This is a genomic window from Thermodesulfovibrionales bacterium (assembly GCA_026417875.1).
GTDB lineage: Bacteria > Nitrospirota > Thermodesulfovibrionia > Thermodesulfovibrionales > CALJEL01 > CALJEL01.
Genome location: JAOACK010000017.1, coordinates 1 through 17,211, shown reverse-complemented (window position 1 = coordinate 17,211; position 17,211 = coordinate 1). Strand labels below are relative to the sequence as shown.

The 17,211-nt window shown below is 40.0% G+C and carries 18 protein-coding genes; 15 read left to right on the top strand and 3 right to left on the bottom strand.

The genetic code is table 11. The features are described 5' to 3' along the window. Positions 1–46 precede the first annotated feature (46 nt). The 7 genes from N2257_04810 (at position 47) to N2257_04780 (ending at position 7,654) form a co-directional block, all read left to right on the top strand. Positions 47–1,090 (top strand): cytochrome c3 family protein, encoded by a 1,044-nt coding sequence (locus N2257_04810; GenBank protein MCX7793709.1) that lies wholly within the window; start codon positions 47–49, stop codon positions 1,088–1,090. Between the two features lie 34 nt (positions 1,091–1,124). Beyond that, on the top strand, positions 1,125–2,300 hold the full coding sequence (locus tag N2257_04805; GenBank protein MCX7793708.1) for a hypothetical protein: 1,176 nt from the start codon (positions 1,125–1,127) through the stop codon (positions 2,298–2,300). A gap of 49 nt (positions 2,301–2,349) precedes the next feature. After that, positions 2,350–3,318, top strand: a complete 969-nt coding sequence (locus N2257_04800; GenBank protein ID MCX7793707.1) for a 6-bladed beta-propeller — start codon at positions 2,350–2,352, stop codon at positions 3,316–3,318. Continuing rightward, positions 3,315–3,965, top strand: coding sequence for a cytochrome c3 family protein (locus tag N2257_04795; GenBank protein MCX7793706.1), 651 nt, complete (start codon positions 3,315–3,317; stop codon positions 3,963–3,965). Before N2257_04800 ends, N2257_04795 begins: the two co-directional genes overlap by 4 nt. Then, the gene (locus N2257_04790; GenBank protein MCX7793705.1) at positions 3,962–5,746 is read left to right on the top strand and encodes a hypothetical protein; all 1,785 of its coding nucleotides are present in this window, start codon (positions 3,962–3,964) and stop codon (positions 5,744–5,746) included. The genes N2257_04795 and N2257_04790 overlap by 4 nt, the downstream gene beginning before the upstream one ends. A 31-nt stretch (positions 5,747–5,777) precedes the next feature. Continuing rightward, positions 5,778–6,794: a 6-bladed beta-propeller gene (locus N2257_04785; protein ID MCX7793704.1), complete on the top strand. Its 1,017-nt coding sequence runs from the start codon at positions 5,778–5,780 to the stop codon at positions 6,792–6,794. A gap of 176 nt (positions 6,795–6,970) precedes the next feature. After that, positions 6,971–7,654 (top strand): cytochrome c3 family protein, encoded by a 684-nt coding sequence (locus tag N2257_04780; GenBank protein MCX7793703.1) that lies wholly within the window; start codon positions 6,971–6,973, stop codon positions 7,652–7,654. A gap of 26 nt (positions 7,655–7,680) precedes the next feature. Here the strand turns inward: N2257_04780 and N2257_04775 are convergent, their stop codons facing one another. The 3 genes from N2257_04775 to N2257_04765 all read right to left on the bottom strand — a co-directional run bounded on the left by N2257_04775 (position 7,681) and on the right by N2257_04765 (position 9,420). Next, the gene (locus N2257_04775; GenBank protein ID MCX7793702.1) at positions 7,681–8,454 is read right to left on the bottom strand and encodes a formylglycine-generating enzyme family protein; all 774 of its coding nucleotides are present in this window, start codon (positions 8,452–8,454) and stop codon (positions 7,681–7,683) included. Between the two features lie 64 nt (positions 8,455–8,518). Next, positions 8,519–8,932 carry a HEPN domain-containing protein gene (locus N2257_04770; protein MCX7793701.1) on the bottom strand — a complete coding sequence of 138 codons (414 nt, stop codon included), beginning with the start codon at positions 8,930–8,932 and terminating at the stop codon, positions 8,519–8,521. Next, positions 8,929–9,420, bottom strand: coding sequence for a nucleotidyltransferase domain-containing protein (locus tag N2257_04765; protein ID MCX7793700.1), 492 nt, complete (start codon positions 9,418–9,420; stop codon positions 8,929–8,931). The genes N2257_04770 and N2257_04765 overlap by 4 nt, the downstream gene beginning before the upstream one ends. A gap of 265 nt (positions 9,421–9,685) precedes the next feature. On the opposite strand from N2257_04765, the gene N2257_04760 reads away from it, so the two are divergent. The 8 genes from N2257_04760 (at position 9,686) to N2257_04725 (ending at position 17,121) form a co-directional block, all read left to right on the top strand. After that, a complete protein-coding gene (locus N2257_04760; protein MCX7793699.1) occupies positions 9,686–9,946 on the top strand; it encodes a DUF1670 domain-containing protein in 261 nt (86 codons plus the stop codon). Beyond that, positions 9,927–10,289, top strand: a complete 363-nt coding sequence (locus N2257_04755) for a DUF1670 domain-containing protein (GenBank protein MCX7793698.1) — start codon at positions 9,927–9,929, stop codon at positions 10,287–10,289. Before N2257_04760 ends, N2257_04755 begins: the two co-directional genes overlap by 20 nt. Before the next feature lie 97 nt (positions 10,290–10,386). Beyond that, positions 10,387–12,183 carry a hypothetical protein gene (locus N2257_04750; protein ID MCX7793697.1) on the top strand — a complete coding sequence of 599 codons (1,797 nt, stop codon included), beginning with the start codon at positions 10,387–10,389 and terminating at the stop codon, positions 12,181–12,183. A gap of 8 nt (positions 12,184–12,191) precedes the next feature. Next, positions 12,192–13,142 (top strand): peptidylprolyl isomerase, encoded by a 951-nt coding sequence (locus N2257_04745; protein MCX7793696.1) that lies wholly within the window; start codon positions 12,192–12,194, stop codon positions 13,140–13,142. Between the two features lie 135 nt (positions 13,143–13,277). Beyond that, entirely contained in the window at positions 13,278–14,351 is a 1,074-nt protein-coding gene (locus N2257_04740) for a 6-bladed beta-propeller (GenBank protein MCX7793695.1), read from the top strand. Next, positions 14,352–15,182: a hypothetical protein gene (locus N2257_04735; protein MCX7793694.1), complete on the top strand. Its 831-nt coding sequence runs from the start codon at positions 14,352–14,354 to the stop codon at positions 15,180–15,182. Beyond that, on the top strand, positions 15,173–16,237 hold the full coding sequence (locus N2257_04730; protein ID MCX7793693.1) for a cytochrome c3 family protein: 1,065 nt from the start codon (positions 15,173–15,175) through the stop codon (positions 16,235–16,237). Before N2257_04735 ends, N2257_04730 begins: the two co-directional genes overlap by 10 nt. A 98-nt stretch (positions 16,238–16,335) precedes the next feature. Next, entirely contained in the window at positions 16,336–17,121 is a 786-nt protein-coding gene (locus N2257_04725) for a cytochrome c3 family protein (protein ID MCX7793692.1), read from the top strand. Positions 17,122–17,211 lie beyond the last annotated feature (90 nt).

The window sequence follows — 17,211 nt, the reverse complement described above, 5'->3', positions numbered from 1 at the left end:
CTGATATTTATCTGCTATAATTAAACAGACTTATCTGGAGGATTATATGTTAAGGATAGCTGTTACAGCCCTTTTATTAATTGTTGCATCTGCAATTCTAATATATACACAGAATAACTCCTCTGCACAGGAGGTAGACTGCCTCATGTGCCATGGAGCCCTGCAGAAGGAAAATGTCGTGCATGCAGCACTCCATATGGGATGCAATATCTGTCATGCCGGTATAGATGCTACAAAATTTCCTCATAAGATAACGAATAAGATCAAAAAGGGTTTATCCTCTGAAGAGCCAGAGCTCTGTTATGGCTGTCATGATAAGTCAGTGTTCACCAAAAAGACAGTTCACATGGCAGTTGCAATGGGCTGCAGTGGCTGTCATAATCCCCATAGTTCAAAGAATGAAAGGCTTCTTAAATCAACATCACCAGAGCTCTGTTTTACCTGTCATGACCAGAAGGCTTTTGGAGCAAAAAAGACAGTTCATGCACCTGTAATGAGCGGGATGTGTATGTCCTGCCACAGCCCTCATTCAACTGATACAGGAAAACTCCTCTTGAGCGACCAGCCAGAACTCTGCTACGGATGTCACGATAAGACAAAATTTACTGATAAATTCATTCATGCACCTGTTGGAATGGGTATGTGTAATATGTGCCACACACCTCATCAGTCAGATAATGAGAAACTCCTCACAGCTGTTCAGCCTGAACTCTGCTATAACTGTCATGACCGGGCTCCCTTTTCAAAAAAGAATGTTCACATGCCAGTGATGGGCGGTACATGTCTTGGCTGTCATAAACCCCATGCCTCCTCTGAGATTCAGCTTCTTCAGAAAGAACCTGTTGAGGTATGTCTTGAATGCCACCCCCATGTAAGAAAAACACCCCATGCAATTGCTGGCTTCACCCAGGCAGGCCATCCAGTAGGTATAACAAAAAAGGGCAGAAAACCCCTGCAGGATCCTGCAAGACCTGGAAAACCCTTTTATTGTGCAAGCTGCCATAATCCTCACAGTTCAGACTGGATAGCTCTTTTTAGATACCAGGCAACTTCAGTTATGGGTATATGTACCTACTGTCATAAATATTAAATTTTGAGCAAAAGGATTATTTAAAACTATTTCTATGATAGACACACTCAAGATATTTGAAGATCTTAAACAGACACTTGAACCTTCTGCTGCAAGGAAGATAGCAGAGGTACTGGGAAGTATTTATGATGAACTGAGGAACACCGTCACAAAGGAAGATTTCAGGGAGCTCAGAGATTCTCTTCTTCAGCTAATTGAGTCACATAGAAAATCAGAGGAAAGACTCACCGGACTAGAGAATATTTTAGAGAAATTAGCAGAGGCACAGAGAAAGACAGAAGAAAGGCTCCACGCCTTTGAAAAAACAACAGAAGATAATTTTAACAGGGTATGGAGCGCAATAAATGAGTTAGCAGAGGCACACAGGAGATCAGAGGAGAGGCTTACAAGACTTGAGAATATAGTAGGAGAGTTAGCAGAGGCGCAGAAGAGGACAGAAGAGAGGTTAGAGGAGTTAGCTCAGGCGCAGAGAAGGACAGAGGAGAGGTTAGAGGAGTTAGCAGAGGCACACAGGAGGTCAGAGGAGAGGCTTACAAGACTTGAGAATATAGTAGGAGAATTAGCAGAAGCACAGAAGAGGACAGAAGAGAGGTTAAATGAGTTAGCAGAGGCACAGAAGAGGACAGAGGAGAGGTTAGAGGAGTTAGCAGAGGCACAGAGAAGGACAGAAGAGAGGTTAAATGAATTAGCAGAGGCACAGAAAGAGACTCAGAAGGAGGTAACAAGGCTTGACCTTGCACTGCAGAGACTTGCTGAGGCTCAGGCAAAGACAGAAAAGGAGGTCAGGGAACTTACTGAGGCTTTAAAAGATACAAGAAAGATGGTTGGTGGTTTATCAGATGCTGTTGGATATGGACTTGAAGACAGGGCAATAAAATCCCTTCCAGTCCTTCTTAAGAAGAGATACAGAATAACAGTAAAAGATGGACTTGTAAGAAAGTTTTTAGTCTATAATGGAAGAAAGGATGAGGTAAATATATTCGGTTCTGGTAAAAGGGCCAATAAAAGTGTAACAATTATTGGAGAGGCAAAGGCAAGGCTTTCAAAGAAACATATAGAAAAACTCCTTGAGCTAATAGACCGCCTTAAAAGGGCAGGTTTAATCCACAGAGAAGTTTTTCCTTTAATAGTTACCTATTCAGCAGAGCCAGAGGTTGAGAATATGGCAAGAGAAAACGGCATAAATATAATCTGGTCCTATGAGATTTGATATAAACATGATAATCAGAAAACTCACAATATCAATGCTTTTAATCTTAATGCCGGCGTTTATATCCTGTGAATCAGTAAGACCTGAAAAATGGGACCCCTACAGCCTCCAATGGCCTGAAAAAACACCCAGGATAAAATACCACTCTTCTATAATGAGTGAGCTTGATGTGATAGAAAAAAGAGATATTGTGGATAAAATATCCGGTGAGGCTAGAAGACCTGTTAGACTTCTCAAACCTTATGGCGTAACAACAGATGATCTCGGAAGGCTGTATGTATCAGATATCGGAAGAATTTTTGTATTTGATAAAAAGGAAAAGAGGTTGCTATTTTTTGAAGAAACAGGCAGACCTAAAAGACCACTCGGTATGTTTTATGACAGAAAAGACAGACTCCTTTATGTGGCTGATGGAGAGCTCAACAAGGTTTATGTCTTCACAGTGGATGGAAAGCTGCTGCTCGAGATAGGTAACAACGATGAGCTATTAAGACCGGGCGGAGTCGCGGTTGATTCTTTAAGGGACAGGGTTTATGTAACAAATACAGGCAGACATACAGTGAGTGTTTTTAATACAAAGGGTCAATTTCTTGGAAACATAGGGACAAGGGGTAATGGACCCGGTCAGTTCAATTTCCCAACCCAGATAACTATTGATAGAGAAGGTAGAATTTATGTAGTTGATACAGGAAACTTCAGAATTCAGATACTTGAACCGGGCGAGGACTTCATGGTATTTGATAAAGAGATAGGCTCTCATGGTACAGCCTATGGTGAGCTCGGAAGGCCAAAGGGTATAAGTCTAGACAGTGATGGAAACATCTTTATTGCAGATGCAATGTTTCATGGAATAACAGTCTTTAACAGGGAAGGAAAGGTCCTTCTTGCCTGGGGTAAAAGGGGGTTCAGGCCAGGTCTTTTTGAACTTCCTGCAGGTCTTCATATAGATGAATATGGCTTTATATATGTTGTAAGTCAGGGAAATGCAAGGGTAGATATTTTTGAGGTTATAAAATGAGTCTTCAACTGATTATTTGGGAGCGTGGATATTTCAGAAGGCTTGTTCCATATCTCATAGCCCTTTTTGTTTTTTTATTTTGCTCTCTTCTACCCAGTAGCATACTCCCTCTACTAATGGTAGAGGCTGGTTTAGAGGGTTCAAAGCACGACCTCAGGATTCCCGGTATAGCAGAGCCACCCTGTATGTACTGCCATCTGCCGCACAAAGATGCGGAGGAGCCACCACTATGGGACAGGGAGACAGAAAGGCGCTCCTGGAGTTTAAGGCCTTTAAAAAGAGAAAAGGCCTCTTCGGCAAAGATATGTCTGGGCTGTCATGATGGAAATATTGCACAGGATGTTACAGCCTTTATCCCTTCAGAAGAGTTGAGGAAAGAAAGATATTTAATGCAAAAAGGTTTTCATTCCTTTCACGGACTTGAGCTTGCTGATGACGGAACTGACCATCCTGTTGGAATAAGCCTCAGGAAGATTGCTAAATATAATACTGACCTGAGGTCTGAACCGCACTCAGCCCTTAAATTAAAAAAAGGCAGGATAGACTGTACAACATGCCACAGTGTACATGCTGAAACACCTTATAAAGGCTTTCTTGTCATTGACAATACTAATTCAGACCTGTGCTTGGGATGTCATATAAAGTGAAAAGATATCTTTCACTTAAAACATTATTATTGCTGGCATTATTCATTATATCTTTTCTTGCTTTACTCCTTCCTATAGGTGATCCAGACTTTTTCTGGCATATTGCTACAGGCAGGTGGATATTTGAAAATAGAGAGCTTCCTTCTGAAGATCCTTTCTCCTATACAACTCCAAAGAATATTGAATTAAGAGACCAGTCAATACTTAAGGGATACTGGTTATCTCAGGTGCTGTATTATAGCTTTTATCTCATAGGTGGCTGGAACGGTATTATCCTTTTAAGGATTCTGATAGTATTCTTAATATGTCTTTTTCTTATAAAAAGGCGAGATGTTGAGCTGAATGCTCAACTATTGTCTGTTCTTTTAGCAATTTTCGTTATATTAAATCTTTATTTCCTTGACAGACCTCAGGTCTTTTCATTCCTGTTTTTTGCTATACTCCTTTATCTGATTGATTCAATAAGAAAAGAAGAGGCATCAAAGGTTCACTATATAAGTATGCCTCTTACCATGGTCCTCTGGGCAAATACTCATCCAGGTTATATTCTCGGTCAGCTCACCATTTTTGTTTTTTTAACTTCTGAGTTTATAAAGAGTAGATTTTTTATCTCAAGGTTTACTCTAAACAGCAAAAATTTAAGAAGGTTTTACTTAATCTCCTTTATATCAATACTTGCTGGCTTTTTAAACCCGCTTGTTTATAAAACATGGCTTGCCATGCTCCAATTCGCAGAGACTCCGTACTTTACTGAGGTCATTATTGAATATTCCTCAACCATAAAAGGTTTTTTTGAGTTCAATTCCTATATTATTGCCCTCTACTGGATTTTAGCTATCCTTGCCATTATCTCCATTTTTTACAGGATTAAAAAAGGTATATCTGAACCTGCAGAGATAGTTCTTACACTTATCTTGCTTTATTTTTCCTTTACCCAGGTGAGATATGTAGCCTTTTTTATTATCTGGGCTGTACCCTTTGTCTCATATTTGTTTGTTAATTTATTTAAGGAAGGGCTTTTTAAAAGAATAACATTTGCATGTATAAGCCTGTCAGTAGTCACCATCGCAATATATATGAATGGTGTGCTACTCAAAAATATAGTTCACTTCAAGGATGGCAAATGGTTAGGTCCTGGTTATCCCCATGAACTCGTTAGATTTATTAAAAAAGAAGGACTTAAGGGTAATATGTATAATTTATATGACTGGGGTGGCTATATTATTTGGGAGCTAAGCCCTGAGAGGAAGGTATTTATAGACGGAAGAGGCCTTCATTCAAAGCTTTTTTCTGCATGGATGGTTCTTGAACAGGCTATTTCAGAGCCAAGGATCATGGGCAAGCCTTACTGGAAAGCAATACTTGACACATATAATATAAATTATGCCATACTGCCTATATCCTTTAAAAACGGGCTGATACATCCCCTTACCATTAACCTTATTTATGAATATGACTGGATACCGGTTTACATTTATGGTAACTCAGTGCTTTTCGTGAGGGATAAACCAGAAATGAGGTCTGTAATATATAGATACTCCATTCCAAAGGATACCTTTATAGATGATATGATAAATAATATAGCATTTGAGCTTCAGAGAAACGAATCTGCAAGTTTTTATATTACAAAAGGAGAGCTTTATCTTTTAAAAAATGACCTCCTATCAGCAGATATTTCCTTTAAAAATGCCCTTAAACTTGCGCCCTTTAATAAGATCGCAAGAGAGCGTATTGCCTTGATAGAGAAGAAGATTAAAAGTAAATTAAACTCCGGAAGTTAATTGAATAAATGTTAAATAAGGAGGTCTCTGGATGTTAAAAAAATTATCTTTAATAACACTTTTCTTGGTTTTTGCAGCCTGCGCACCTGAGTTAGAGAAAAAGCCCATTGACCTTGTCTGGCCCCTTCCACCGGATGAGCCCAGGATAAAATATATTGACTATATAAGAGGAAGTATTGACATTGTTAAAAAGAAGAAATTTATAGAGACCCTCTTTGGAGAGGAAAGGATAGACATATTTATAAAACCCTATGGAGTGACTGTGGACAGGTCAAACAGAATTTATATAACAGATAAGGGAAGGGTATGGGTGATAGACCTTGAAAAGGGTGAGTATTCATTCCTTGGAGCAGAACCAGGAATTGGCAGGGTTGATAACCCTGTGGGCGTTGCAGCTTCTTCAGATGGAAGGGTCTTTGTAGCAGATGTATCTCAGGACAGGGTATTTGTTTATAAAGATGGAAAAGCTGTGGCACTCCTCGGGCAGCAGGGAGAATTCAAGACACCAAGCAGTATTGCCATTGATGAGAAGAGAAGAAGGATATATGTTGCAGATTCAAACAGCCATGTAATAAATGTCTATAACCTTGATGATTACAGTAAGATAATGACTATTGGCAGAAGGGGTCATGAAAAGGGTGAATTCAACTTTCCAACAAACATCGCTCTTAATTCAGAAGGCCTTCTCCATGTTGTTGACACAGGTAACTGGAGAATACAGGTCTTTGACCCTGAGGGAAACCTCGTGAGGACCTTTGGCCAGATAGGAGATGTCCCGGGAACATTCACAAGACCTAAAGGAATAGGAATAGACAGTGAGGACAATATCTATGTTGTAGATGCAGCCTTTGAGAATGTCCAGATATTTAATAAAGAGGGTCAGCTTTTAATGTTTTTTGGAGGTCCAGGAATAGAGCCGGGACAGTTGGGGCTACCAGCAGGTCTATACATTGACCATGAAGATAGGATATATGTGGTTGAACAGCTTAATAAGAGATTCCAGATATTCCAGTATATGGGCAAAAAATGGAAAGAAAAACAAAAATAATTGTGTGAAAACTCACAGTCCTATGTTAAAACACACAGATACAATGCTGGTAAGGATTGCATATTTCTTTAAAAATCAATTTGTTAGATTAAATATAATGCTGGCATAGCTTTTGCATTGTTATACAATGCTGGCTGATTCAGCCAATTAAACCTTAAAAGAAAGGAGGTGTAAAGATGAAGAAGGCTCTAATAATTGCCATTGCCATGGTCCTTATGGCAGCAAGCGTGTCCTTTGCCATAATTGCTGGCTCAAGGCATGACCTGACAGCTACTAACTTTTACACAGGTGCTCAGGTTTCAGCCTGTCAGTTCTGCCACACACCTCACTTGAGGAACAATCCTGTAGTGAATGGTGCACCTCTCTGGAACAGAAATCTTCCGACAATTACATACCAGGTTTATGGAGGAGGGCAGACACTTGCAGGCACAACAGTAGGCCAGCCTGGAACAAACTCAAAGACATGTCTCAGTTGCCATGACGGAACCATAGCCCTTGGAGACATCCTCGTAGGTACAGACAGCACAATAGCTGGTACTACTGGAGGAGGTACTGCTTCTACCATAACCAATGGGTACATGAACAACGCGATTAACCCAGTGACAGGCAGGATGCCTGGCCTTGGTGTTGGTGGTGACCTCAGACAGGAGCATCCAGTAGGCATCCAGGTTATTCCTGGCAGGGCAGGTCTAAAATCAATAAATGCAATGCAGACAGCTGGAGCAAGATTTTACAATGTTGGTGGTAACTGGATGATGGAGTGTGCAACCTGCCATGATCCACATGAAACAGACACAGGCTATCAGCCTTTCCTGAGGATGTCTTACGCATCAATTTGCACAGACTGCCATGCCTACTAATTTTTAGGGGGAGCATTTGCTCCCCCTTATCTTGCACACCTGAATCCAACACCACTTAAGAGGTTATCAGGAAAAGCATAATTTCTCTTAGAGACCCTTAAAGAATTTGCATCTCCTGACCAGGAGCCTCCACGAATAACCTTCATTGTGCCTGATTCAGGACCTTTTGGATTCTTCTTTGGAGAGATTCTGTAATATTCAGGGTCATACCAGTCATTAACCCATTCAGCTACATTTCCTGCCATATCCCATATTCCATAGCCATTTGGAGCATAATTTCCCACTGGTTCTGTAGGCACAGGAAGGCTGTTATCATTCCAGGTCCTGTTATAAATTATACCAACTGTAGGATAGGCGTCTCCCCAGGGATAGAGCTTTCCCTCAATTCCTCCTCTTGCTGCCTTTTCCCATTCTGCCTCTGTTGGAAGCCTTTTGCCAAGCCATCTACAGTATGCCTCTGCAGCATACCAGGATACTGAATTTACTGGATGCCTTTCAAATCCCTTAACCGGTTTATAAATTCCATTTTCATAAACTATCTCAGCGGGCCAGAAGTCCTTGCGCTCCTCTGTCTTAAGGTCAGACCTAAGGACTATCCATCTCTTCCTCTTCTCTGGGTCAGGCTTTATGGTATTTAAAAATGCTGCAAAGTCTTCATTTGTCACCTCGTAGATATCAATATAAAAACTATCAATATATACCCTGTGGCTAGGCTTTTCATCCTCTGGATAGGAGCTTTTCTCAGGACTTCCCATGACAAAAAAGCCTTCAGGTATAAGTACCATTCTGTCCGACCCCAAGGCTGGTTTAATAATAGGGAGTGTAAGTAAGAGTACTAAAAAAAACAGAGAAATAATAGGCATGTTAAAGTTTTGACACCGTCTCTTCAGCAACCCTTAAAACAAACTCAGCTTCTTTTATTGCCTCAAGGGCATCTTCTTCTGAATACTCTTCAGTTGGTATAAAATCCATTTCTCCATAAAAGGCGAGTTCCCTCTCTTTTCTTAATCTCTTTGATATCCGGGAAATTTCATTAAAATGTTTTACTACATCCTCACTGAACCTGTCTCTGTGTTCAATTAATAAAGAAGACACCTCATGGATCTTCGGTGGCTCTATACCTGCTGACCTTAGCATTGCCTTAAGGCAGAGCTCTACTATCTCTTGAGCCTCCCTTATGACATCAGAGTAGTCTTCCTCTTCAAAGAGAACATAGAGTGCCTTTAATCGCTTTTTAGCCTTAAAAAGATAACTTAGGGCAAGTTCCTTGCTGCTCATATCTCAAAGACCTCGCCAGGTCTGAAGTCCCGTTTAAGTATCCAATACCATGTATTTCCCTTCCAGACCCTCTTAGCTCCAAGTTCCTCAAGCCTTTTTTTGAGTCTTAAAAGGATATTCTTAAAAAAGTCATTTCTGTCAAAAATTATCCTGGCATCCTCTGTCATATCAATGAAAAGAGGACTTCCCCTCATAGCCTCCTCAGGGGTCTTAAAGACTGGAGATATATAGGTATTTATACCTTTTTTCTGAAGATCCCTTATAAATGGTTCTAAAGACCCCTCTATCTCTTCAAAATCCCTTATCCTTTTCATGCGACCAGCTGGCAGGCCCTCTGCAATTATTAATATATCAATATCAGAATCAAATCTCTGGGTCTGCCTTGCCTGAGAACCAAAAATAGCAACACTCACAAGTCTTTCACCGTAGTGAGCCTTTATCTCCTCAAGCAGTCTTTTTTCAAGCTCAATAAAAACTTCCTTTAACATTTTTAAATTATATCATAATCCCGGCTACATATCCTTGCTCGGGCCTTTCTATTCACGCTCAATATTAAGTGGCACAGTAATTGCTTTCTTTAAAGAAGGGTTTTTAAACCCCTTTTATTTTGCCCTGTTAATGAGGGGTTCAAATGAGCTTATTTTTAAAGATTTTAATGGCACAGAATACCATAAGAAATAGGTTTTTTTGAATAACAAAACTGTGTGAAAATACACTCTTTAGTGGGTTATTTCACACAGAAGGAGGTTCTTTATGGGGATTATAACATATTATGTCAGAGACGGAAAGAACACACTCAGAGGTATCAAATTGACCTTATGCTGTAAGGAAGATCTTGAATACCTGAAAAGTTCTGGTGTCTCCATGCTCAGAAAGCTCAGAATCAGAAGGCTTCTTCAGGAGGCAATGGCTCAGGGTGTTAGACTGAGTTACAGGGACCTCAGTCTCTTACTCCTTGCATCAAAGGCAACAATAAAAAGGGATTTAAAAGAATATGGACTTCGGAAAGATTGAATATTTTGTTAAAAATGGCAGTTTCAGTAGAATACTCCTTACTTTAATAGGACAGTCTGATGAAGATGTCCTTAAAAAGGAAGGTCTCAGGAAACTGAGATTAAGAAGGATACTCAGACTTACCCATGAGGCTAAGGAACAGGGTCTCCTTTTAAGCTATGAAGACCTCTCCGCACTTTTACTCTGTTCTGTTTCAACCTTAAAGAGGGATATTGCCTATCTTGAAAGACAGGGTAAGGAAGTGCCCCTTAAAGGTAGAAGGAAAAGATACTCGAGAAGACCTGGAGAAAATAATTTCACGAATGAATTTGCAACATTAAAGGAAAGTTTTAATGCACAATGAAGTTTTAAAAAGAAAAATTACCAGTAAAAAAAGAGGTTATTTAAACCATAAATTCCTCTTTTTAAAACTTTATTTTATAATAATCTCTCTGTTCCTTTTGCCTTCTTTTTCTGAGGCAAGATACACTCTTTATGGAGTTGCAAGTCTTGAATATGAAAAGAGATGGATGGAAGATGAAGAGGCTTACAGTTTTACCCAGGAATATCAACTTGGAGTTTCAGGACACCTGTTAGACAGCAGAATAGTTAATTTTGATTTAAAGGGAACATTTCAGGACAGATCAGGAACACTCTTTGAAGATGATCTAAAAGGCTTTGACCTTAAACTGGAATTATTTAATTTCAGATATGTTGCAAACAGGAACCTGATTTTTCTGAATTACATACCGAGACCGGTAATATTAAGATACTCAAGGTATGATAGTGATTTTGGAGATACAAAAAGTTACGGCCTCAGCACCTCCTGGTCTGTACCATTTTATATAAATTTATTTGGCTATGGTAAGTTATTTAGCATAAGAAGTATATATGAACAGCCACAGAGGCTAAAATACAATCAGCAGGTAAATAATCAGAATGAGAATGCAAACGGTAATGCAAATGGTAATGCAAATGGAAACGCAAATGCAAATGGTAACCAGGAAAATCAAACCATAAATAATATGAGGAAGGAGCCGGCTTCTGGAATCAGGATACCAATTCCATCTGTTAACTTTGACTTTGACAGAAATATCTCTGAACTCCGTGGCGACCAGAGAATAGATAACAGAACTTATGACCTCAGGCTAAGAACAGGTGGTAAGGATTCAAACTATGTATTTAATTATCATCTCAGTACCACTGAATACACTCCGGTAGATAAGGAGATATCCACTGAAAGATTTATTTTAACTACCCTGCACAATTTTGATTCTTACAGACTGGACAACAGGTTTCAGCATGTAATATTTGACTCAGATGGTAGTTCTACAAAAACAACTAAGCTTGAATCAAGGCTTGACCGCCATATCCAGAAAGATCAAAACACATCCTATAGATGGAATCTTGCAGGTAGTTATGACCATTCCGAAAGTGCCACAAGTAAGGCCGATTCATACAATCTCAATACTATGTTTTCAGTGGGCAAGAGGTTCAGCCCCTATCTGTATTCCAGCACCTCCGTTGGAGCAGGATACCTGGTAACCAGATCAGAGGATGATGAATCAGATTCCTACAATCTGACCCTTACAGAGGGTATTGTATCAACCCATATCAGAGGACTTGTCTTGAGAGGTAATGCAGGTCTTGGTTATTCAGAAGAGGGCGTACCTGTAGATTTAAGCATTGGTTTTAATACAACAAAATGGCGCAGGTTCAGTTTTAATGGTTCCTATGGTTATAGTAGATTTTTCAGTAATGACAATAGCAAAACAACTGAATCACACTCAATCAGCTACGGAGTATCAGCTTTTATACTCAGAAACCTTTCGGCTCAATCAATGCTCAGACACACTCTGAGAAATATAGACAACGATACTGAATACAGAGAGGTTTCAGATAAAATTGATGGAGATATAAGCTGGTTTTATGGCAGGCACAGGATATCAGTAGGGGGTTCCTTTGAAAGGATAGACAGCACAAATCCAGATATAACAAACAAAACAAGTGAGATATACAATTTAAGACTTCTTTATTCAACGAATTTTTCACGTAGAACAAGCTTTATGAGCTCCCTTCAGTATAGCGCTGATACTGCAGTTGATCAATCCCTTACAGAGCTTAAAAATACCTTTTCATGGTATTATGGAAGACTTACATTTTCAGCTGAATATACCCTGAGGGAAAGGGAAGAGAATAATTTCTCAACCACCGAACACAGGATCTATTTAAGGGTAAGCAGATATTTTGGTAGATAGGAGGAGAGATGAAAAGAATAATTTTTTTATGTTCACTGGTGCTTGGAATCTGGATATATAATGCTCAGGCTGAGGATAAGGTTGTTGCAGTAGTGAATGGAGTTAGCCTTAAGGAATCACAGCTTCAGAGAATAATGGATGAGTTATTACCAAGAGCCTTTTATCACCAGACAGTAACAGCAGAAAAAAGAGCGGAGCTGAGGAAAAAGGCTATCGAGGAACTCGTAAGAAGGGAACTCTATTACCAGGAAGCAAAAAAGAAAGGGATAAGGGTTGAGAAATCGGATATAAACCAGGGCCTTGAGACGATTAAAAAGAGGTTTAATTCAAAGAAAGAATACAAAGAGGCTCTCAAGCAGGCTGGCATATCAGAGGATGAACTTAAAAAGGATATAGAGAGAAACCTTATTATTCAAAAATTTTATGATAAAGAGGTGATAGAAAAATCAAAGGTCTCTGAAGAATTTCTCAAAGACTATTATGAAAGGAACAAAAAGGATTTTTTAAGACCAGAGTCTGTACGTATAAGACACATACTTATAAGGGTTGAACCAGGAGCATCCAGTGATGAGAAAAAAGAGAAGAAGAAAGAGGCAGAAGATATACTTAAAAGAGCAAGAGCAGGTGAGGACTTTGGAGAACTTGCCTACAATTATTCAGCAGATGACTGGCGTGTGAAAGGAGGAGATCTCGGTCTGGTTCACAGGGGAAGGTTATTACCCGAGCTCGAGGAGGTAGCCTTTAAATTAAAGCCTGGTGAGATCAGTGACCTTATCGAAACAATATACGGCTTTCATATAATAAAAATGGAAGAGAAGGTTCCACCGACACAGTTAAGTTTTGATGAAATAAAGGATAAGCTCAAAAGGGAGATAGAGGAGAAGAGAAGGAAAGAGCTTGAAGAAGCCCTGATTAAGAGATTGAAGGAGACAGCAAAGATCGAGGTCATGGTAAATTGAACATTATCTTCCGGTGAGTAAAATGGAAAAATCAGCAATATTAATTTATTCTAATTCAGCTCAATGCAGAAAAAGAGATTGCAGGCAGTTTTTTAAAATAGCCTTTGTTTCTTGGCCAGAGGTCAGAGGTAATTTATGAAATATTCTAAATTACACCTTACAACCTCTTCTATAATACTTATGCCTTCTACACCTTACTACCTACTACCTATCCTTTTCTTGCTTTGTTCCTGTGCTTCTACATTCTATACCTCACGTATTGACCTGACAGCCTCCGGAGGTATCCTCTGGCCAGGAGAGCCTGAAAAACCAAGGATAAAATACCTCTGGAGCCTGCAGAATGTTAATTATACTGAAGCCGCTGGGGCTCTTGATATTCTTGCTGGGATAGATGACCCTGATAATCCAAAATATTCACCTATTTTACTGAGACCACAGGGGGTATATGTAGATGAGAAAAGGCTTTACATAGCAGATCCGGGAGCCGGACGGATTACAGTAATTGATAGAAATAACATGAGAACCTTTCATATCCTTGATGCTGATAATGAAGAACTGCAGTATCCAGTGAGTGTGGTTTCTGATAAGGCGGGGAATATATATGTTTCAGATCCTGAATTAAAGAAGGTGATGATTTACAGCTCTCGTGGCAGGTTTGTTTCTTTTTTTGAAGGAGAGTTTCTTAGGCCCTCAGGACTCGGGATTGATAGACAAAGGAATATTATCTATGTAGCAGATACCCTTGGACATAAGGTTTATGTTTACAGTACCTCCGGAAAGAGACTGGGCGAGATAGGTGGCAGGGGAGAAGGAGACGGAGAATTCAATTATCCGGGTTATCTCTCTGTGGATAGAAATGGCTATCTTTATGTAAGTGATTCTCTCAATTTCAGGATTCAGATATTCGGTTCTGACGGCAGATTTATAAAAAAATTCGGTGAGCCGGGTAATGCCTATCACACGCTTGATAAGCCAAAAGGCGTGGCTGCGGATTCAGAGGGCAATATCTATGTTGTTGATGCTGGTATGGATATGGTCAAGATCTTTAATCAAGAGGGAAGGCTTCTATTATTTTTCGGAGAGAAGGGTCATGACTATGGAAAATTTTATCTTCCAACAGGTATATTTATTGATGAGCAGGATGTCATTTATGTTGCCGATACAATAAATATGAGAATCCAGGCCTTTGAATTTCTGGGAGGAAAGTGAATGAGAGGCCCGACATTAAGATTGAGAATCTTAACCCTGACCCTTATATTACTCTTAACCTCAACATTAGCACTCACATCTAAAGCCCAGAGCCCGGGTAATCTTACAAGGCCGGGTAACAAACATAACCTATCTGCCACACAGACAGGCGTAAATATAAAGGCTGTTAGTGAGACAAGGATATGCATATTCTGCCATACACCTCACAGTGCAATTGAGGTTCCTCTCTGGAACCATACCCTCTCCAAAGCCACCTATACTGTATCTGTACCTCCTGGTGTAACAGGAACACAGCTTACCTATCCGCTGAACCCACCTGATGGAGATTCTAAACTCTGTCTCAGCTGCCATGATGGCACCGTGCCCCTCGGTGCTGTCCATAATCTTGGCGGTATTTATGATGTTATTATACAGATGGGTGGTGGAATAGGTCTCGGTCCTTTAACAGGCTCATCTGTAATAGGAACCAATCTTAGCGGACATCATCTTGTATCAATTGAATACAATACTGCCCTTGCCATTGATAAGGCTGCTCAGTGTCCTACAGTTACGTGGAAATTAAAAAATCCTCCTCCAGGACCGCCCTATCTTCAGCCAACAAGGAGTCAGTATGTTCCAGGATGTTCAACTCCTGGTGGATGCAGGGACCCTAACAACTGGCACTATGGAGTCCAGTGCACCTCATGCCATGACCCTCATTATGACCCTGTACCTGGCATAACAAAATTCCTAAGAAACACATCACCTTCTCAGGGTGACTGGCCCTGGAATAATTACAGTGGCCTGTGCTGCACTTGCCATGTAAGATGTGATACAGGAGCATGCCCGTGAGGTGGAGGATGGTACTAAGGGAAATAACTTTAATTGTGCTTTTGTTAGGTCTAACAATTACATCATATGCTGTTGAACCCTCACACACAGATAGAATCAAGAATCCTGCAGGATGTGCTGTCTGTCATAAAGGTCATGGTGTAAAGAGTTCTCCAATGCTCAGATTTGATAAAACCCAGCTCTGTTTTGCCTGCCACGGTGGTATCAGGAGCGACATGCCAGAGATGCTCAAGGCAAAGACAGATATTTATTCAGTATTTAAGAAACGATACAGACATCCTGTACTTGAAACCTCTCAGTACCATAAACCCCTTGAGGAATTGCCTGAAAAAGATCCTTCAGCACCAAGGCATGTTGCCTGCCAGGACTGCCACAGGGTTCATGAATCGACTCCTGATAAACCATGGAAAAAGGTTAAAGGCTATTCATCCAAAAAGTTTAAAAAGAAAGAGGCAGATGAAGAATACGAGGTCTGTTATCTATGCCATTCAGATAGCTTAAACCTGCCACCTGACAGAAAGAACATTGCAGAATTAATGGATAGTATGAACCCTTCTTATCATCCTGTTGAAGCAAGAGGAAAAAATGGAAAAGTTCCAAGTCTTATACCACCGCTTAATCCTAACAGTAAGATACTCTGTACAGATTGTCATGGAAACAGTGATCCTTTTGGTCCGAAAGGACCGCATGGTTCAGATTATGAATATATACTGAAAGCACGTTACAGTAACAGAGAGGGTCCTGAGTCTTATGAGGCCTATGAGCTCTGCTATACCTGTCATGAAAGACAATCGATTATAAACAATCAGAGTTTTCAGAGACACAGGGAACATGTTGTTTATAATCATATACCCTGTTCTGCCTGTCATGACAGCCATGGTTCAAGGCTCAATCAGCACCTGATAAATTTTGACCCGCTTTTTGTATCATCCTCACCCATACCTTCATATATTAATTCACCAGCAGGAAGACCCCTCTGTTATCTAAGATGCCATGTTGGAGGAAGGGATGTGGAACATAATGTACAGTTTTACCAGGAAAAAAGATGGCCATGAGTATATAATAAGTGGATATAATTTATGGCACAGGAATTGCATTCTTTAACATTGCTATATTATATTTTGAACGAGGAGGCATTATTCAGGAGGTTTATATGCTTTTAAAATCAAGGACTTATATCTTAGCAGGCCTTTTGGGGGTTGTGTTAATTTTCGCACTCACTGTGCGAAATTCCACAGCAGAGATAGCAGGTGGTCTTCATGACCTTTCTATATGGGGTGGCACACCCTTTAGTTACTTTGAGGAAAATCCATGTATTTTCTGCCACACACCTCACAGGGCTAACACAAACCAGACCTATACAAATAATCCAAATCCTCCTTATGGTTCAACAGGTAACTTAAATGGAAGATTCCTTTGGAATAGAGCACTGCCTGCAAATACCTTTCAGCCCTATACGAGTCACACATATACATTTAAAAATAATCCACCGCAGCCTGGTGTATTTTCACTTCTATGCCTTAGCTGCCATGATGGAATCGGTGCTATGAATGTCCTTTTAAGCAGACCATCTCCAGTTCCAGATATGGGAGCGGGAAATTATAATCAATTTGGCGACTTCTTTAATGACCCGAATATAAGACCTCTTAATATAGGTGATGCCGCCTGTATAGGAGATACATGTACAGGTGGAACAGACCTGAGGAATGACCATCCTGTTGGATTTAATTATGACGATGCAGCTAGCGCAGATTCATCAATATGGCCCTACAATCAGCTTCCCTCACAACTGCAGGCAAGATTGACATTAACAAACCGGAGGATGGAGTGTAATACCTGTCATAATCCTCACAGAACAAATGGACCGAGTGATAGAAACAAATTTCTGGTAATACTGCCGTCAGAGGGAGATATCTGCCTTGCCTGTCATAATAAGTGAGGAATTTCACGCATATTATGGACAAGAATTGTCAGCTTAAACTGGTAGAAAATTTGAAGCAATATGTAAACTTATTGAGATATATTAAAA